This window comes from Dactylosporangium sp. NBC_01737, from assembly GCF_035963215.1.
Taxonomy (GTDB): Bacteria; Actinomycetota; Actinomycetes; order Mycobacteriales; family Micromonosporaceae; genus Dactylosporangium.
In genome coordinates this window covers 4,153,567-4,170,752 of the sequence record NZ_CP109153.1, presented here as the reverse complement: position 1 = coordinate 4,170,752, position 17,186 = coordinate 4,153,567, and the positions used below count along the sequence as shown (strand labels likewise).

Sequence of the window (17,186 nt, the reverse complement as noted above, 5' to 3'; positions counted from 1 at the left end):
TCGAGGTGATGCCGAGCCAGGTCCGCGCTCACCTGATCCAGCGCCGCCGAGGTCGTCATTCGGTGGTGCCACACCGTCGCTGGTTCAAGAACGAGCACAAATCACCCACATCGCAACACCGGCAGAGCCCACGCAACCAGCGGGAGATCGCGGTCCGGAGCGGCGTGGGCCGGGCAGCGGCCGGGAGGGGCGACCCAAGCGCGATGACGGTCCGCGCCGTGTCGAGGTGATGCCACGCCATGTCCGCGCTCACCTGATCCAGCGCCGCCGAGCCCGGCGGAAGATCGCGGTCCGGAGCGGGGTGGGTTGGGCGGCGGCCGGGAGGGGCGACCCGAGTGCGATGACGGTCTGCGCAGGAATGGTTTCGCTGGGTTGTCGCAGGCGGGAATGTGTCGGCCGAGTGGTTGGACCGGTGGGCGAAGGCGGGGACCGGAGCGGCGGTCGCGGCCGTTTCGGGCTAGCGTCTCTGCCGTGACCCACCCCTTTCTCGACCGGGCCGAGCTTCGCACGCGGGTGCGGCAGGCGCTCGGTGACTTCCTGCAGCGGCGGCGGAGCCGGTTGGCCGAGATCGAGCTGGAGGCCCTCGCCCCGGTCGCCGACGCGATCGAGGCGCTCGTGCTGCAGGGCGGCAAGCGGCTGCGGCCGGCGTTCGCGTACTGGGGGTATCGCGGCGCCGGGGGTGCCGACGACGACGCCGTGGTCGCCGCGGTCGCGGCGCTCGAGCTGGTCCAGGCCAGTGCCCTGATCCACGACGACGTCATGGACGGCTCGGAGACCCGCCGCGGGGAGCCGGCCGTGCACCGCAGGTTCGCGAGGCTGCACGCCGGGGCGGGCTGGCGTGGTGACCCCGCCGGGTTCGGCACGGCGGCGGCGATCCTGCTCGGTGACCTGTGCCTGGTGTGGTCGGACGAGATGCTGCACGCGAGCGGGCTCGACCCGCACACCGTGGCGCGGGCACGGCCGGTGTTCGACGACATGCGGACCGAGGTGACGATCGGGCAGTACCTCGACGTGCAGACGCAGGCGACGGGTGACACGTCGACGGCGCGGGCGAGCCTGGTGGCGCGGTTCAAGTCGGCGAAGTACACGATCGAGCAGCCGCTGCTGCTGGGCGCGGCGATCGCCGGGGCGTCGCAGACGCTCGCGAAGGCGTACTCGGGGTACGGGCTGCCGCTCGGCGAGGCGTTCCAGCTGCGCGACGACGTGCTGGGGGTGTTCGGCGACCCGGCGGTGACGGGCAAGCCCGCCGGGGACGACCTGCGGGAGGGCAAACGCACCTACCTGGTCGCGGCCGCGCTCGAGAAGAGCGGCGCCCGGCAGCTGTTCGACGAGCTGCTCGGCAACCCCGGCCTGGACGCCGGCGGCGTCGCGCGGTTGCGGGAGGTGATCGTGGACAGCGGGGCGCTGCGCAGCACCGAACGCAGGATCGAGGACCTGACCGCCGAGGCCCTGGCGGCGCTGGACGGCGCGCAGGTCACCGCGGAGGCGCGGGAGGTTCTGACGGGTCTGGCCCAGGCGGCGACGCAGCGGACAGTCTGACCCACAGCGACAACGTCAGGACGACGAGCGCGAAGCCGAACGCGAGGTCCTCGACGGGGGCGTACACGAGCCGCAGGCCGAGGATGTCCGCGGGGTTGTAGAGGACCACGCCCCGGCCGGTGAGGATGCCGTTGGACAGCAGCTGGAAGCCGAAGACGATGGGGTACGTGCACCAGAACACCCGCCCGAGCACGACCCGGCTGCGCAGCACGAACACGTCGATGAGGACGGCTGCGACGACCCCGGTGACGGCGGCGGCGGTGTAGGTCACGGCCGGCGCCGGGAGGACCGGGAGGCGCCGGAGGCGCGGGAGAGGCGCAGCAGGGTCTGCCGGGTCGCCTCGAAGCCGAGGATCGCGCAGACCGGCACGACGAGGAAGAACAGCACCTCTTCCAGGGGCAGCCCGCCGGGCAGGACCACGCCGAGCATCTGCCGCGGGTCGAACGTCCAGTGCCCGGCGCGGATCGCGAGGAGGTCCCAGACGACGAACACGGCGGCGACCGGCGCGATGGTCAGGACGAGCCGGCGTACCTGCCGGAGCACGCCGACCTTCAGCAGCGGCTCGAGCCACAGCGCGCCGAAGAGACAGCCGGCGAGCACCAGCAGGTACGTGCAGTGCGCCAGCACCGTCAGAAGCCCAGCGCCTGCGCGCGGCGCTTGACCTCGGTCGCCCGGTTGCCGCGCAACGCCGCGGCGGGTGTGCCCGGCAGGGTGTCGTCGGGCGTGTACAGCCACCGCAGGGCCTCATCGTCGTTGTACCCAGCGTCGTACAACACCGTGAGGACGCCGGGCAGGTGCTTCACCACACCGTCGTCGCTGATGAAGTCGGCCGGTACGCGCAGCACGCCGTCCTTGCGCACGGCGAGGAACTTGCGCTCCCGGACGAGCTGGTGCACCCGGTTCACCGGGATGCCGAGGCGTTCAGCGACGTCCGGCATGGTCAGCCAGTCGGTGGGGCCCACAGGTTGTTCGGTCACAGGGAACACAGTGCCATGTCGCTGCGACGACAACTGACGGAGGGGAACGGCTGTGGGGCTCTGGCTCAAGGTCCACCGTGAGGTCACCGGTGCCTGGCGCTCCGCGTGCTACGACGTCTACCGGCAGGTGAGCCGGCGCCAGCTGGCTTCTCTGCTGACCGCGGAGACGGCCGAGTTCGCGGCGCGGCACCGGGCCCGTGACGAGCCGCGCCGGCCGCGGCGGGTCGCGGCGACCAGCGGCGTCGCCCTGCTCGTCGCCGGTGGGGCGGCCGGGACGTACCTCGCGGTCGCGGGCAGCCTCACCGCGTTGCGCACGCCGCCGCCGGCGTCGGTCGCGGCCGCCGCCGCCACGGCCGGCCCGACCCCCGAGGTGATCGGCGGCGTGTCGCCGGGGCCGGCGGCCCAGCCGACCCACGCCCGGCCGCAGGTGCGCCGGTCAGTGGCGCCGCCGGTCCTGGCGATGCCGGCTGTGCCGCCGCCCGCCGGGACCCCTGCGACGAACACGCCGGAGAGCACGCCGACGCCCACGGCGAGCCCCAGCGCGACCGTTTCGGCCAGTCCGTCACCGTCCGTATCGGCACCGTCGCCGACGCGTACGGCCTCGAAAACCCCGAAACAGGGACAAAGCAATGTCGGTATGGCAGGACGCTGAGGAAACCGGTTCACCAGCCGTACACTCGCAGCCAATGGATACCACGGTCGCCGATCCCCTTCTCGGTGCGCTTGTAGACGGGCGCTACCGCGTTCGCTCCCGTGTCGCCAAAGGCGGCATGGCGACGGTCTACACCGCTCTCGACGAGCGGCTCGAGCGGACCGTCGCCCTGAAGATCATCCACCCTGCGCAGTCGCACGATCCGCAGTTCGTCAGCCGGTTCACCGACGAGGCGAAGACGATCGCCCGGCTCACCCATCCCAACGTCGTCGCGGTCTACGACCAGGGCAACCATCAGGGGCTGCCGTATCTGGTCATGGAGTTCGTGCGGGGTCGCACGCTGCGCGAGGTGCTCGCCGAGCGCCGCCGCCTGCAGCCGCAGGAAGCCCTCGCGATCATGGAGCAGATGCTCGCCGCGATCGCCGCCGCGCACCGCGCCGGCCTGGTCCACCGCGATGTCAAGCCGGAGAACGTCCTCGTCGCGGAGGCCCCCGGCGACGCGCACAACCTCATCGACGGCGTGGTCAAGGTCGCCGACTTCGGGCTCGCCCGCGCGGTCGAGGCCAGCGCCGACGAGACCGGCTCGCACCTCATGGCCACCGTCGCCTATGTCGCGCCGGAGCTGGTCACCGACGGCCACGCCGATCCCCGCACCGACGTGTACTCCGCAGGCATCGTGCTGTTCGAGATGCTCACCGGCCGGGTGCCCTACGAGGCGGACCGTCCCGTCGAGGTCGCGTGGCAGCACGTCGACCGGGACGTGCCGTTCCCGTCGCGGTACACGCCGGGGCTCCCGCCGGCCGTCGACGACCTGGTGATCCGCGCGACCCGCCGCGACCCCGGCGCCCGCCCGACCGACGCGGGCGCGATGCTCACCGAGGTGCAGGCGGCCCGCGAGGACGTCGGCGTCGAGCTCGCGACCCGGTCCCGGCCGCTGTCGCAGCCGACGGTGATCGTGCCGCAGATCGAGTCGGTGCCGCAGAACGTGTACCGCACCGGCACGATGGAGCCGGCCCGGCCCTCGTGGGCGAAGCTGCCCAGCCCCGCCCCCGCACAGCAGGTGACCCGTCGCCGCCGGGCGCAGCCGGAGCCGGCCGGGCCCGCCGCAAAGCTCGCGGAGCTGCTCGCCCAGGTCAACGCCAACCCCCGGACCCGCCTCACGGTGATCGCGGCGATGCTCACGCTGGGTCTGCTGGTCGCCGTCGGCGGCTACTGGATCGGTGTCGGCCGGTACACCGACGCCCCCGACCTGACCACGATGACCAGTGACATGGCCGGTCAGCAGGCGCGGGCCGCCGGGTTCAAGGTGAAGTTCGGCCCGCCGAAGTTCGACGCGAAGGTCGCCAAGGACAAGGTCCTCGCCCAGGACCCGGCCGCGCACGCGCGCATCCTGGACGGCGGCACGATCACGCTGACGCTGTCGCTCGGACCGGAGATCCACAAGGTCCCCGACATCGCCGGCAAGGAGTACGACCTCGCCGTCGTCGACCTCCAGGCGACCGGCCTGCAGGCCACCCGCGCCGAGAAGTTCGACGACGCGGTCCCCGCGGGATACGTCGTGGACACCGACCCGAAGATCGGCGCCGAGGTCAAGCCCGGCCAGACGATCAAGGTCAACGTCAGCAAGGGCCCCAACCCGGTGAAGGTGCCGCTGGTCATCGGCAAGAACATCGAGGAGGCCAAGCAGGCCCTCGCCAAGGTGAAGATCACCGTCGGCAAGATCGAGGCGGTCGACAACGACAAGCCCAAGGACCAGGTCGTCTCGCAGAGCATCGGCGACGGCAACAGCGTCACCGACGGCATGGTCATCGATCTGCAGATCTCCAAGGGTCCCGCGCTCCTCACCGTCCCCGAGGTCCGCGGTATGCAGCTCGACCAGGCCCGCCAGACCCTGGAGGCGATGGGGCTCGCGGTCGACGCGCAGGGCTTCGGCACCGTCCGCCAGATGGACCCGCCGCCGAACACCCAGGTCCCACCGGGCACGCGGATCCGCCTGCTGGCGTACTTCTAGTGCATGGCACGACACCGGTCGGCGGGCACGCGCCCGCCGCCGGTGGCCTGGCCAAGGCGTCGCTGCGTTACGTCGAGCAGACGGACGCGACCGCCGTGCAGGTCTACGTGTCCAACCCGCGCGGGTGGGCGCTCACCGAGGGCGACCCCGGGCAGGACGCCGCGTTCCTCACCGGCTGCGGCGAGCGCGGCGTCACCGCGTACATCCACGCCGCGCTGCTGGTCAACCTCGGCTCCCCCACCGAGGCGACCGTCGAACGGTCCGTCGCCACCCTTGAGCACGCCCTGCGCCGCGGCAAGGCGATCGGCGCGCGGGGTGTGGTGTTCCACGCCGGTTCGGCGGTCGACGCCGCCCATGCCGAGAAGGCATTGGATGTGGTACGCGACGTGCTGCGCCCCCTGCTCGACCGTGCGGCCGGGCAGGGCTGGCCGCCGCTGCTGGTCGAGCCGAGCGCCGGCGGTGGCCGCTCCCTGGCGTCGCGGGTCGAGCACCTGGAGGCGTACCTCGCCGCCGTCGACGACCACCCGCACCTGGGCGTCTGCTTCGACACCTGCCACGCCTGGGCCGCCGGCCACGACCTGGCCACCGCCGGGGGCATGACCGCGACCCTCGACGCCCTGGTCCGGGCGGCCGGGCCCGGCCGGCTGCAACTGATCCACGCCAACGACTCGAAGGACACCTGCGGCTCCACCCGCGACCGCCACGAGTCGCTCGGCAAGGGCACCATCGGCGCGGCGGCGTTCGCGGAGCTGGTCCGCCACCCGGCCGCGGCGGGCGTGCCGCTGATCGTGGAGACCCCGGGCGGCGAACTGTCCGCCGACCACGCCGCCGACATCGCGCTGCTGCGAGGTCTGCCCGCACCTCGCTGACCCCGCGGCGGTGGCGGGGAGGGACGATCAGGTCAGGAGCTTGGTGAGGACCGCCGCGGTGGTGGCGACGTCGTCGTCGGTGAGGTCCATGTGCGTGGTCAGGCGCACGGTGCGCGGGCCGAACGCGGAGACGAGGACGCCGTGCTCACGCGCGGCCGCCGTCAGCTGCGCCGCGTCGAGGGGCGCGTCGCGCAGGTCCAGCAGGACGATGTTGGTCTCGACGCGGGCCGGGTCGACGACGCCGGCCGGGGCGAGGGACGCCGCGAGGTGCCGGGCCTTGCCGTGGTCGTCGGCGAGGCGGCCGATGTGGTGGCGCAGGGCGTGCAGGCCGGCGGCGGCGAGGATGCCGGCCTGGCGCATGCCGCCGCCGAGGCGCTTGCGGATCAGGCGGGCCTCGGCGATGCGGGCGGCGGAGCCGATGACCAGGGAGCCGACGGGCGCGCCGAGGCCCTTGGAGAGGCAGACGGACAGGGTGTCGAAGAGCCGGCCGTATTCGGCGAGGGGGACGCCGGTGGCGACGTGCGCGTGCCAGATGCGGGCGCCGTCGCAGTGCAGGAGCAGGCCGGCGTCGTCGCAGACGGTGCGCAGGTCGCGCAGGGCCGGCAGCGGGATGATGGTGCCGCCGCCGCGGTTGTGGGTCTGTTCGACGGCGATGGCACGGGTGGCGACGGTGTAACCGCCCGGCGGGCGGATCATCGCGGCGACGACCGCGGGGTCCAGCGCGCCGCCGACGGCGGGCCAGGTGCGGGTGGAGATGCCGCCGTACGCCGCGGCCGCGCCCATCTCATAGGTGACGACGTGGGCGTCGGCGTCGCAGAGCAGCTCCTCGGCGCGCGGGACGACGAGCTGCAGGGCGATCTGGTTGGCCATGCAGCCGGACGGGGTGAACAGCGCCGCCTCGTGGCCGAACAACGCGGCCGCATGCGACTGCAGCTCGTGCAGCGACGGGTCCTCGTCGAACACGTCGTCGCCGACCGGCGCGTCGGCCATGGCGGCGCGCATGGCCGGCGTCGGCCGGGTGACGGTGTCGGAGCGCAGGTCCGCGACCCGGCCCTCAGCCACGCAGCATCTCCGCGACGAGGAACGCCAGCTCCAGGGACTGCTGGGTGTTGAGCCGCGGGTCGCAGGCGGTCTCATACCGGTCGGGGAGGTCCTCGTCGACGATCGCCTGGGCGCCGCCGAGGCACTCGGTGACGTCCTCGCCGGTGAGCTCGACGTGCAGGCCGCCGGGGTGGGTCTCCAGCTCCCGGTGGACCTCGAAGTAGCCGAGGACCTCGTCGACGATCCGGTCGAAGTGCCGGGTCTTGTATCCGTTGGAGGACTCGTGGGTGTTGCCGTGCATGGGGTCGCACTGCCACACGACGCGGCAGCCGGCGGCGGTGACCTTCTCCACGATCGGCGGGAGCGCGTCGCGGACCTTGGTGCTGCCCATGCGGGCGACGAACGTGAGCCGGCCGGGGATGTTGTCGGGGTTGAGCTTCTCGAACAGCTCCAGGGCCTGCTCGGGGGCGGTGGTCGGGCCGAGCTTGACGCCGATCGGGTTGGCGATGCGCGACATGAAGTCGACGTGGGCGCCGTCGATCTGGCGGGTGCGCTCGCCGATCCACAGGAAGTGCCCGGACAGCCCGTAGGGACGGCCACCGGCGATGCGGGCCAGGGGGCGCTCGTATTCCAGCGCCAGGGCCTCGTGCGAGCAGTACAGGGTGACGGTGCGCAGCGCCTCGTCGTCGTTGACGCCGCACGCCTGCATGAAGCGCAGCGCGCGGTCGATCTCGCGGGCGATCGCCTCGTAGCGCTGGCCGGCGGGTGAGGTGACGACGAAGCCCTTGTTCCAGTCGTGCACGGCGTGCAGGTCGCCCATGCCGCCGCCGAGGTAGGCGCGGAGCATGTTCATCGCGCTGGAGGAGTTGGCGTAGGCGCGGACCATGCGCTGCGGGTCGGCGATGCGCGCCTGCGGGTCCTTGTCCAAGGAGTTGATCATGTCGCCGCGGTATGCCGGGAGCCCCAGCGAGTCCAATGCCGCGGAGCGGGGCTTGGTGAACTGGCCGGCGACCCGGCCGAGCTTGATGACGGGCAGGGACGCGCCGTAGGTGAGCACGACCGCCATCTGCAGCAGGGTGCGGGCGTTGGCCAGGACGTGCGCCTCGGTGTTGTCGGCGAACGTCTCGGCGCAGTCGCCGCCCTGCAGCATGAACGCCTTGCCGTCGGCGACGAGGGCGAGCCGCTCGCGGAGCTGGTCGACCTCGTAGGGCGCGACGATCGGCGGCACGGAGGACAGCAGCTGGCCGACCTCGTCGACGGCCTGCTGGTCCGGCCACGGCGGGGTCTGCGCGCGGGGCAGGGTGCGCCAGTGGTCCAGACCGAACTCCGCGTCGTCGTCGAGGTTGCCCGCGACGGCCACTCGGGAGATCTCGGGACCGGGATATGTGAAGTGGTGCCACTCCTGCCGCATACCGCAAAGCCTACCGACCGCCCAGGACCGGCGGCTGTCGCCATCCCGCCGGTCCTAGAAACTGGACTACATGTTGATCATGTGGCCGGCAAGGCCGTGGATGGCCTCCTTGACCGCCTCGCCGAGGGTCGGGTGGGCGTGGACGTTGCGGGCGACCTCGTGCACCGTGAGGTCCCACTGCTGGGCCAGGGTCAGCTCCGGCAGCAGCTCGGTGACCTCGGGGCCGATCAGGTGGGCGCCGAGCAGCTCGCCGTACTTCCCGTCGCTGATGATCTTCACGAAGCCGGTGGCGTCGCCGAGGCCGTGCGCCTTGCCGTTGGCGGTGTACGGGAACTTCACGACCTTCACGTCGAAGCCCTGCTCGCGCGCCTGCGCCTCGGTCCAGCCGAAGCTGGCGACCTGCGGCTGGCAGTACGTCGCCCGCGGGATCATGACGTAGTCCAGCTCCATCGTCTCCGCGCCGGCGATGGTCTCCGCCGCGATGATGCCCATCGACTCCGCGGCGTGCGCGAGCATCAGCTTCGCGGTGACGTCGCCGATCGCGTAGATGTGCGGCACGTTGGTGCGCAGCCGCCCGTCGACCGCGATCGCGCCCCGCTCGGTCAGCGCGACCCCGGTCTTCTCCAGGCCGTAGCCCTCGACGCGGGGCTGGAAGCCGATCGCCTGCAGCAGCTTGTCCGCCTCCAGGACCTGCGACTTGCCGCCCGAGGAAACGGTGACCTTGACCCCGGCGTCCGTTTCGGAGACCGACTCGACCCGGGTCGAGGTGAGCACCGTGATGCCGAGTCGCTTGTACCGCTTCGCCAGCTCCGCGGACACCTCGGCGTCCTCGAGCGGCACCATGCGGTCCAGGAACTCCACGATCGTGACCTTGACGCCGTAGTTGTGCAGCACGTACGCGAACTCGACGCCGATCGCGCCCGCCCCGGCGATGACGATCGAGGACGGCAGCTCCTCGCTGAGGATCTGCTCCTCGTACGTGACGACCCGGTCCGACAGCGAGGTGCCGGGCAGCAGCCTGGTGGTGGCACCGGTGGCGATGATGGCGTTGGCGAACGTCACCGTCTCGTCCCCGACCTGCAGCGTGTGGTCGTCGAGGAAGACACCGCGGCCGTGGAACTGGCGGATCTCGTTCTTCTTCATGAGGTAGTGCACGCCCTTGACCCGGCCGTCGGCGACCTTGCGGCTGCGCTGGAACGCGGCGGAGTAGTCGAAGGTCACCGAGCCCTGGATGCCGAACGTCTTGGCCTCGGCGGTGAAGATGTGCGCCAGCTCGGCGTTGCGCAGCAGGGCCTTGCTCGGGATGCAGCCGACGTTGAGACAGACGCCGCCCCAGTACCTGTCCTCCACGATCGCGGTCCGCAGCCCGAGCTGGGAGGCGCGCACGGCGGCGGTGTAGCCGCCCGGACCGGCGCCGAGCACCACCACATCGAAGTCAGTCATAGCCAATCCTTGCGTTTGAAGGTGACGTACAGCCCTACGGACAGCAGCACGATGAGCACGGCGGAGGTCACGAAGCCCGTGCGGTGCTCGTAACCGGGAAACGGAAGATTCTGCCCGTAGTAACCTGTAACAGCCGTCGGCACCGCGATGATGGCCGCCCAGCTGGTGACCTTCTTCATGATGTTGTTCATCCGGTTGCCCTGCACGGCGAGGTTGGACTCCAGGATGCTCGACACGAAGTCGCGCAGGCTCTCGGTCCACTCCGTGACCCGCATGACGTGGTCGAAGAGGTCCTGGTAGTAGGGCGCGATGTCCTCGTCGACGAATTTGGTCCGGGCCAGGCCGTTGACCACCTCGCGCATCGGCAGCACGATCTTGCGCAGGTGGCTGAGGACCCGCCGGAGCCGGAAGTTGCGCTGCTGCACGTCGCGGACCGCCTGCGGCGTCTCCTCGAAGAGCTTGTCCTCCAGGGCCTCGAGCGCGTCGTCGAGCTCCTGCACCGCGTCGAAGTGCCCGTCGACGACGACGTCGAGCAGCCCGTGCACGAGGTACGCGACGCCGTGCACGGCCAGCTCGGTGGTCGTGTCCCAGCGTTGCACCACCGCGTCGATGTCGAAGCCGTCGCCGTGCACGGTGATCAGCGCCCGGTCGGTGAGGAACGCCGACACCTGGTGCACGACGAGCTCGCTGGTGCCGCCGTCGAAGGCGACCTGATACGCGCTGAGGTAGAGGTGGCCGCTGTAGTGGTTGAGCTTCGGCCGCTCCCGGGGCGAGGCGGCGTCCTCGATCGCCAGCCGGTGCAGCCCGAACTCCTCCTGCACCTGCTCGTACTGCTCCCGCGACGGTGCCGTGAGGTCCAGCCACACCACCGTGTCGTCGGCCTGCAGGTGATCCGAGATATCGTCGATCGGGAAATCCTCGGCTACCAGGTCACCGTTGCGGTAGAGCCGCGTGCGAGCCATGCCGTCATCCAACCAGAAGGAGGCAGGCGTGGCAGGGTTCACCGACGCGACGAGCGTGCAGCGCGCCGACGACGACAGCTTCGACACCGACCTTGATCCACTGTGGACCGTCGGCGGCAAGCCCAACGGCGGCTACCTCCTGGCGATCCTCGCCCGCGCCGCGATCGAGACCGCCGGCACCCACCCCGACCCGCTGTCGGCGAGCGCGGTGTATCTCTCACCGCCCGACCCCGGTCCCGCCGCCGTCACCGTCGAGGTGCTGCGCGCCGGCCGCTCCGCCAGCCAGGTCAGGGCGCGGCTGAGCCAGAAGGACCGCACGTGCGTCGAGGCCTTGTTCACCCTGGGCGCCCTGGCGGCGGCCGGCGAGCCCCGCTGGGTCGACGCCGCTCCCCCGCCGGTCGCCGCCGAGGACGCCCTGTTCGCCACGCCCTCGCAGGCACCCGGCACCGGGCTGCGCATCGACATGCTGGACCAGTTCGAGCAGCGCATCGACTGGCAGGCCGTCGGTGACCCGCCCGGCGAGCTGCGCGGCTGGCTGCGGCTGCCGGACGGCGCCGCCTGGGACCCGGTGTCCCTGCTGTTCGCCGCCGATGCCTTCCCGCCGGCGACGTTCACCCTGGGCAGCAACGGCTGGACGCCGACCCTGGAGCTCACGGTGTACGTGCGGGCGCTGCCCGCCCCCGGCCCGCTGCGGGTCCGCCAGCGCGCGCGGCTGCTCACCGAGAGCCTGGTGGACCAGGTCTGCGAGATCTGGGACGCCGAGGACCGCATCGTCGCCCAGGCCACCCAGCTCGCCGCCTACCGCATGCCCGCATCCTGAGCCGCTGAACAGGCGCGCCCCCGCACCGGTGTCCCGGTACGGGGGCGCGTTCCTTGGAGAGGAAGTTACCGCTTGACCCGTTTCCTCACGCTCTTGCTGGTGCTCCGCCAGGCGTTGACGGCCCGCTGACGCGGCGTCGGCTTCCGGCGGCGTCGCACGACCGTGACCACCGCGACGATCACGGTGGCGACACCGGCCGCGGCGGCGGTCACCAGCGGAACGGGCCGACGGCGTGCCACGTCCTTGCCCTGCTCGGCCAGTTCGGCCGCGCGCTGCTCGGTCTTGGCTGACATCGTGTCGACCGTGTTGCCAAGGTCGTCGCGACGCTCGGTGGCCAGGCCACCGATCGTGCTCCCGTTCGTGTTCGCATGTGTGACGCTCATCGCTGCCCCTTTCTCTCTCTGAGCGTCAGGTTGCCCATTCATGGGCGTGCTCAATCAGCGCAGTGTTGTGACGATCGGCGCATGGTCCGACGTCACTGCGGTGCCGACGCTGACATCGGTGCAGGTCAGGCCGCGGACGAGGACGTGGTCGATCTGCTTGACGGGGAGGTCGGCGGGGAACGTGCGCACCGGGCGGAACGCCGCGAACCCGTCGGCGTACCCGGCGTCGGCGAACGCCCGCATCGACGCGTCGCCGGGTTCGATGTTGAGGTCGCCGGCGATGAACGTCGGGCGGCCGGCGCCGAAGCGGGTCGCGAACGCGGCGATCTCGGCGACCTGGACCAGGGGCTCGGCGTCCGGCGGGGGCTGGATGTGGGTGGAGACGACGGCGATGTCGCGGCCGCCGAAGCGCACCACGACGCCGAGGGCCTGGGCACCGGTCGGCGCGCCCACCGCGGACAGCGGCACCGTCTCGACCGCGCTGACCGGCAGGTTCGTCAGCACCGCGTCGCCCCAGACGGCGTCGGCGGCCGGGGCGAACCAGGAGCGCATGCCGAGTTCGGCGGCGAGGACCCGCAGGTCGTCGTGGCCGCCGTTGAGCAGCCAGGCCCGGTCGACCTCGGACAGGACCACGACGTCAGGGTCGGACGCGGCGATCGCCCGGGCGGCGACGGCGGGACGGTAGGTGCCGTCGAGCCCGAAGCCCATGCGGATGTTGTACGCCACGAGCCGCAGCCCCCGCTCCGGCGCGGCGCCGGAGGCGGCGGAGACCGGCGGCGTCGTGGTGATCCCGAGCAGCGGCACGAGCAGGCAGACGCCGAGGGCGGCGAGCCCGGGGCGCCACGACAGCCCGACGGCGGGGGCGCCACCACCGGCGCGGAGCAGGACCCACGCCGGCGCGAGGGCCACCGCGACCGGCACCCACCGGTTGGGGTAGCCGAGGTCGTAGGCGGCGTAGTACGCGACGGCGGCGACGGCGAACACGACCATCCCGGCGACCGCGGCGTGCCCGGCCGCCGCCCCGCGGCCCGCGTCCGCGTCGGGTGCGGCGTCGGCCGCGGCGGCACGGAACGCCCGGCCGAAGGCGCCGCAGCCCAGCAGCAGCGCGAGGAACAGCCCGTCGGGGCCGAGCCAGCCGAACACGACCGCGGCGCCGAGCAGCAGCACCGCCGCGAGGGCACGGTCGAAGCGCCCGGCGAGCCGGCCGGTGGCGCCGGCCAGGAACCCGGCCACGGCCAGGCCGAGCAGCAGCTCCGGCACCACGGGCGGGGCCGTGCCTGCGACGGGGTCGAAGCGGTAGGACAGTGCGAGCGTCGCGACGGCCGGGGACAGCGCGAACATGCCCGTGAGCAGCATCGCCGGCCCCACCAGGAACCAGGCCGCGGCGGAGCTGCGCCCCGGTGCGGTGCGCCACTGGCACCAGATGAGGACGAGGCACTCGAGCGCGACGAGTGGAGCGGCCCACCAGCGTGGCTGCCAGGTCAGGTCGACGGTGCGCAGGGCGGCGTGCTGCAGCGCGGCGGCGGCCAGGCCGAGCGGGACGCCGACGGCGGCGGCCGCCGCGCACGGCGCTCGCCGCGAGCCACGACAGCCCCCCGAGCAGGCCGGCGGAGGCGACATACAGCTGCGGCTGTCCACCGTGGACGAACAGCAGCGCGAAGCGGGCGGCGGCGAGCACCGCGGCGCCAGCGATCGCGACCTTCGCCGCGTCCCACCTGACGGCCAGCGGCACGACCGCGAACGGCGCGAGGAACCACAGCAGCGCGAAGGCGCCCATGAGCTCGGCCGGCGTCGACGCCGCCTGCCCGAAGATCGTGATGATCGACGGGAGCCAGACCCTGAGCAGGTCGACGAGCAGGAGGATCCCCGCGGCGAGCGCGGGGATCCGGAGGTCAGTCCTCGCGAACGACAACCTGGACGGCGGCGTCATCGTCGAGACGATAGCCGACGCCGCGCACCGTGGCGATGATCCGTGCGGCCTCACCGAGCTTGACCCGCAGGCGCCGCACGTGGACGTCGACGGTGCGCTCGGTGCCGACCATGTCGTAGCCCCACACCTGGCGCAGCAGCTGCGCCCGGCTGAACACGCGACGCGGGTGCTCGCACAGGAACAGGAACAGGTCGTATTCGCGGCGGGTCAGCGGCACGGGCGCGCCGTCGCGCAGGACGAGCCGGGAGCCGGTGCACAGGTAGAGCGACGGCGCGTCGGGTGCGGCGGCGCCGATCCGCTTGACCCTTGTGGGCTCGGCCGCGCCGGATCCGCCGGAGTCGGGGGTCTCGACCAGTCGCAGGTTACGGCCGGTGTGCTGGGACGGCCCGTGCTGCAGCGTGTGCGCCGGCGCGGTGGCGCGCTGCAGCGGCGCCGAGGTCTGCGGGCCGCGCTGGATCTGCTGCTTGGCCTGGCTGGCGGCGAGCGCCTCGAGGTCGCTGATCAGGCGGGACGCCTCCGGTGGGAGTTCGTCACCGTTGAGGGTGATGTGCACGGTGATGGTGACCACCGATGGCGTCACCTCTGGAGCGCCGACGACCGAAATGGCCATTTTCAATTCCTCTCGAAAAGCCTTTGGAATGACGCCGAATCAACGGACAGCCGCTCGACAAAGGCCGTCGAAATGGTGTGCACGCCGCGAGACCCAGAGTGGGTCAAGGAGTACCTCATGGCACATGGCACCGACCTTACCAGCATCGTCACGCCGCGCGACAGAGTTGTAACCTGCCGCACAGAATAGATCGATGACAATTTGTCTGATGTTTTCGGCCGACATTCACCGGCCATTCACGACACGTCTACGAGTTCAGCTTTGTCACCGTACGACGCCCGGTCAATCTCTTCCCGCATGTTGAGAAGGTCGAACCTCCGGGTACCGGCAAACCCATGCCAAGGTGCGCACATGTTGCCGACAAATCCTATCCGCTAGATAGATTCACGTCGCCCACCATATGGGATCGACGCGCGCAACTCACCAGGGCTGACAATACTCGCACCGAGCTCGCGCACTCGTTGGCGGAGCTCCCGGTCGGAGGTCACCACCACGACAGGACGGCGGCCGACATTGTCAGCGACGAGCGCGACGATGTGGTCGTCACCGGATTGCGGCGCGGCTTGCACCGCCACACCCGCGACCGGCGGCACACCACGGGCGGCGCCCTCCACCACCAGGGTCACCGCACCGAGCAGCGAGGCGGGCAGTGCGGCGGTGTCGCGGGCCGCCAGTGCGTCGCGGAGCCGGGTCGCGGCCCCTCGCCGGTCGCGCCACCAGCCGTCCGGCACGGACCCGACGACGTTGGCGCCGTCCACGACGATGAGCGGCTCAGGATCCATGTGAGCAGTCTTACCCGCCGGACATCCTCCGCAGTCCCCGGATCGCGCCGATGTCGAGCACCGGAGGCGCCATGGAACAGATCCGCGAGACGGCCGGTGTCACCCTGCGCGCCATTGTGCGGTATGTGCGCGCCAGGGGCGGCGACACCGCGGTCGCGCACGTGCTCAACCTCGCCGGCGAACACGAGCCGCCGGAGGCATACGACGACGCCCGCCGCTGGTGGTCCTACGAGACGAAGATCAACGTGTTCGGCGCGGCGGCGCAGGTGCTCGGCGACGAGTCCGTCGGGCTGCGGGTCGGGCAGAGCATCCTGTCCTACTCGGTGAACACCCCGCTGCGGCTGGGCCTGCTGATGCCCGGCGGGCCGACGAGGCTGATCCGGCTCATCGCGACCACCAGCGCCAAGTTCAACACCACCGCCGACATGTCCACGCTGTCGACCGGCCACGGCGCGGCGCGGGTGCAGTACCGGCTGCGCGCCGGCTACCGGCCCAGCCGCTACGACTGCGACTACACCCGCGGGCTGCTGACCCAGCTGCCGGCGCTGTTCGGGCTGCCCGCCGCCACCGTCACCCACGACATCTGCCAGGTCGAGGGTGCCGAGGCGTGCGTGTACACCGTCCGCTGGCGGCAGCGGCGGCTGCTGTCGTGGCCACGGGCGGGCCGGGATATCCGCCGCGGCGCCGGGTATTGCGCGGGCGTGGACACACGGACCAGCGAGCCGGCCGTCGGGGTCACCCCGAACCTGTTCGGCATCGCGTACGGCCTGACGGGCCTGGCCGGTTGCTGGGGCTACGCCGCGCTGCTGCACTTCGCACCCGCGGTCGTCTCCGACATCCTGTGCGTCCTGGCCGCCGCCGTCTGGCTGACGCTCCTGGCCGCCTACGTGTCGCAGGTGCCGCGGCGGCCGGGCGGCTGGGCCGCCGAGCTGAGCGACCCGGTGCTGGGGCCGTTCGTCGCGCTGATCCCGATCGTCGGCATGCTGCTGGCCATCGGCCTGATGCGGCACGAACGCACGGCGGGGCAGTGGCTGTTCGGCGTGTTCGCCGCCGTCACGATCGTGCTGGCCGGATGGATGACCGGCCAGTGGATCTCCGCCGGCCTCGACCCGGACAAGCTGCACCCCGGATACGTGCTGCCCTCCGTCGCCGGGGGACTCATCGCCGCCATCGGCGCGGCCCTCGCCGGCTGGCCGGGCCCCGCCCGGGTGTGCTTCGGCCTCGGTGTCGTGTCGTGGCTGGTCATCGATTCGATGATCCTGGCCCGGCTGTACTTCCGGCCGCCGCTCCCGCCGCAGCTGCGGCCCACCCTGGCGATCCAGGCGGCTCCGCCCGCCCTCGCCGGCCTGGCGTACCTGGCCGTCACCCACAACAGGGTCGACGCCGTGACCTTCGGGCTCGCCGGCTACACCCTGCTGGCGGCGCTCGTCCAGCTCCGGCTCATCGGCGTGTACCGCCGCCTGCACTTCACGTCGGGATTCTGGGCGTACGCCTTCCCCTACGCGGCGGTCGCCACGTTCACGCTGCACTGGGTCGCCTACGCCCACCCGCCGGGCTACCGGATCTGGGCGTGGATCGTCATCCTCGCGATCACCGCGTTCGTCGCCGCACTCGCCGCCGAGACGACGGCGGCGCTCGCCCGGCACCGTTTCCTGCCGCAGCTGCGCTGAACCACCCTGCCGCAGCTGCGCTGAACCACCCTGCCGCCGCCGCGCCGAGCCACCCGGCCGCCGCGCTGCGCGCAAGACGCGCCGGG

At 72.1% G+C, this 17,186-nt stretch carries 17 protein-coding genes; 5 read left to right on the top strand and 12 right to left on the bottom strand.

Translation table 11 applies throughout. The features are described from left to right. Window positions 1-387 precede the first annotated feature (387 nt). Complete coding sequence (locus OHA72_RS18900; RefSeq protein WP_442788609.1) at window positions 388-1,539, top strand: polyprenyl synthetase family protein; 1,152 nt, start codon at window positions 388-390, stop codon at window positions 1,537-1,539. Here the strand turns inward: OHA72_RS18900 and OHA72_RS18895 are convergent. The 4 genes from OHA72_RS18895 to OHA72_RS18880 all read right to left on the bottom strand — a co-directional run bounded on the left by OHA72_RS18895 (window position 1,475) and on the right by OHA72_RS18880 (window position 3,044). Then, window positions 1,475-1,810, bottom strand: coding sequence for a lycopene cyclase domain-containing protein (locus OHA72_RS18895; protein ID WP_327009124.1), 336 nt, complete (start codon window positions 1,808-1,810; stop codon window positions 1,475-1,477). The two genes, OHA72_RS18900 and OHA72_RS18895, sit on opposite strands and share 65 nt — an antisense overlap. Continuing rightward, complete coding sequence (locus tag OHA72_RS18890) at window positions 1,807-2,166, bottom strand: lycopene cyclase domain-containing protein (protein WP_327009123.1); 360 nt, start codon at window positions 2,164-2,166, stop codon at window positions 1,807-1,809. The genes OHA72_RS18895 and OHA72_RS18890 overlap by 4 nt, the downstream gene beginning before the upstream one ends. Window positions 2,167-2,168: 2 nt before the next feature. Further along, window positions 2,169-2,477: an Rv2175c family DNA-binding protein gene (locus tag OHA72_RS18885; RefSeq protein WP_327011603.1), complete on the bottom strand. Its 309-nt coding sequence runs from the start codon at window positions 2,475-2,477 to the stop codon at window positions 2,169-2,171. Window positions 2,478-2,633: 156 nt separating this feature from the next. Further along, window positions 2,634-3,044 carry a hypothetical protein gene (locus OHA72_RS18880; protein WP_327009122.1) on the bottom strand — a complete coding sequence of 137 codons (411 nt, stop codon included), beginning with the start codon at window positions 3,042-3,044 and terminating at the stop codon, window positions 2,634-2,636. 158 nt (window positions 3,045-3,202) lie between these two features. Between OHA72_RS18880 and OHA72_RS18875 the strand changes: the two genes are divergently transcribed. Then, complete coding sequence (locus OHA72_RS18875) at window positions 3,203-5,179, top strand: Stk1 family PASTA domain-containing Ser/Thr kinase (RefSeq protein WP_327009121.1); 1,977 nt, start codon at window positions 3,203-3,205, stop codon at window positions 5,177-5,179. Continuing rightward, complete coding sequence (locus tag OHA72_RS18870) at window positions 5,179-6,048, top strand: deoxyribonuclease IV (protein WP_327009120.1); 870 nt, start codon at window positions 5,179-5,181, stop codon at window positions 6,046-6,048. Before OHA72_RS18875 ends, OHA72_RS18870 begins: the two co-directional genes overlap by 1 nt. Before the next feature lie 27 nt (window positions 6,049-6,075). On the opposite strand, the gene OHA72_RS18865 is transcribed toward OHA72_RS18870, so the two are convergent. The 4 genes from OHA72_RS18865 to OHA72_RS18850 form a co-directional block, all read right to left on the bottom strand. Further along, the gene (locus OHA72_RS18865) at window positions 6,076-7,050 is read right to left on the bottom strand and encodes a threonine aldolase family protein (RefSeq protein WP_327011602.1); all 975 of its coding nucleotides are present in this window, start codon (window positions 7,048-7,050) and stop codon (window positions 6,076-6,078) included. Window positions 7,051-7,102: 52 nt separating this feature from the next. Then, the gene (locus OHA72_RS18860; RefSeq protein ID WP_327009119.1) at window positions 7,103-8,500 is read right to left on the bottom strand and encodes a class II 3-deoxy-7-phosphoheptulonate synthase; all 1,398 of its coding nucleotides are present in this window, start codon (window positions 8,498-8,500) and stop codon (window positions 7,103-7,105) included. A 66-nt stretch (window positions 8,501-8,566) separates the two neighbouring features. Beyond that, window positions 8,567-9,943, bottom strand: coding sequence for a dihydrolipoyl dehydrogenase (gene lpdA, locus OHA72_RS18855; RefSeq protein ID WP_327009118.1), 1,377 nt, complete (start codon window positions 9,941-9,943; stop codon window positions 8,567-8,569). Beyond that, window positions 9,940-10,905, bottom strand: a complete 966-nt coding sequence (locus OHA72_RS18850) for a magnesium transporter CorA family protein (protein ID WP_327009117.1) — start codon at window positions 10,903-10,905, stop codon at window positions 9,940-9,942. Before OHA72_RS18850 ends, lpdA begins: the two co-directional genes overlap by 4 nt. Window positions 10,906-10,933: 28 nt before the next feature. Between OHA72_RS18850 and OHA72_RS18845 the strand changes: the two genes are divergently transcribed. Next, window positions 10,934-11,725, top strand: a complete 792-nt coding sequence (locus OHA72_RS18845) for a thioesterase family protein (RefSeq protein ID WP_327009116.1) — start codon at window positions 10,934-10,936, stop codon at window positions 11,723-11,725. A 65-nt stretch (window positions 11,726-11,790) separates the two neighbouring features. Here the strand turns inward: OHA72_RS18845 and OHA72_RS18840 are convergent, their stop codons facing one another. From OHA72_RS18840 to OHA72_RS18825, 4 genes are all read right to left on the bottom strand, one after another. Continuing rightward, window positions 11,791-12,162, bottom strand: a complete 372-nt coding sequence (locus tag OHA72_RS18840; RefSeq protein ID WP_327009115.1) for a hypothetical protein — start codon at window positions 12,160-12,162, stop codon at window positions 11,791-11,793. Beyond that, complete coding sequence (locus tag OHA72_RS18835; RefSeq protein WP_327009114.1) at window positions 12,163-13,728, bottom strand: endonuclease/exonuclease/phosphatase family protein; 1,566 nt, start codon at window positions 13,726-13,728, stop codon at window positions 12,163-12,165. Window positions 13,729-14,000: 272 nt separating this feature from the next. Then, window positions 14,001-14,648, bottom strand: a complete 648-nt coding sequence (locus tag OHA72_RS18830; protein ID WP_327009113.1) for a winged helix-turn-helix domain-containing protein — start codon at window positions 14,646-14,648, stop codon at window positions 14,001-14,003. Between the two features lie 374 nt (window positions 14,649-15,022). Continuing rightward, entirely contained in the window at window positions 15,023-15,430 is a 408-nt protein-coding gene (locus OHA72_RS18825) for an NYN domain-containing protein (protein ID WP_327009112.1), read from the bottom strand. A gap of 71 nt (window positions 15,431-15,501) precedes the next feature. Here OHA72_RS18825 and OHA72_RS18820 point away from each other — a divergent pair, with 71 nt between their 5' ends. Then, window positions 15,502-17,100 (top strand): SLAC1 family transporter, encoded by a 1,599-nt coding sequence (locus OHA72_RS18820; protein WP_327009111.1) that lies wholly within the window; start codon window positions 15,502-15,504, stop codon window positions 17,098-17,100. Window positions 17,101-17,186 lie beyond the last annotated feature (86 nt).

What these genes read in the sequence shown, in the direction of transcription:
- OHA72_RS18900 (WP_442788609.1), top strand. Translation starts at nt 388, where the DNA reads ATGTGTCGGCCGAGTGGTTGGACCGGTGGGCGAAGGCGGGGACCGGAG.
- OHA72_RS18885 (WP_327011603.1), bottom strand. Translation starts at nt 2,477, where the DNA reads ATGCCGGACGTCGCTGAACGCCTCGGCATCCCGGTGAACCGGGTGCAC.
- OHA72_RS18875 (WP_327009121.1), top strand. Translation starts at nt 3,203, where the DNA reads ATGGATACCACGGTCGCCGATCCCCTTCTCGGTGCGCTTGTAGACGGG.
- OHA72_RS18865 (WP_327011602.1), bottom strand. Translation starts at nt 7,050, where the DNA reads ATGCGCGCCGCCATGGCCGACGCGCCGGTCGGCGACGACGTGTTCGAC.
- OHA72_RS18860 (WP_327009119.1), bottom strand. Translation starts at nt 8,500, where the DNA reads ATGCGGCAGGAGTGGCACCACTTCACATATCCCGGTCCCGAGATCTCC.
- lpdA (WP_327009118.1), bottom strand. Translation starts at nt 9,943, where the DNA reads ATGACTGACTTCGATGTGGTGGTGCTCGGCGCCGGTCCGGGCGGCTAC.
- OHA72_RS18850 (WP_327009117.1), bottom strand. Translation starts at nt 10,905, where the DNA reads ATGGCTCGCACGCGGCTCTACCGCAACGGTGACCTGGTAGCCGAGGAT.
- OHA72_RS18835 (WP_327009114.1), bottom strand. Translation starts at nt 13,728, where the DNA reads ATGTCGCCTCCGCCGGCCTGCTCGGGGGGCTGTCGTGGCTCGCGGCGA.
- OHA72_RS18830 (WP_327009113.1), bottom strand. Translation starts at nt 14,648, where the DNA reads ATGGCCATTTCGGTCGTCGGCGCTCCAGAGGTGACGCCATCGGTGGTC.
- OHA72_RS18825 (WP_327009112.1), bottom strand. Translation starts at nt 15,430, where the DNA reads ATGGATCCTGAGCCGCTCATCGTCGTGGACGGCGCCAACGTCGTCGGG.
- OHA72_RS18820 (WP_327009111.1), top strand. Translation starts at nt 15,502, where the DNA reads ATGGAACAGATCCGCGAGACGGCCGGTGTCACCCTGCGCGCCATTGTG.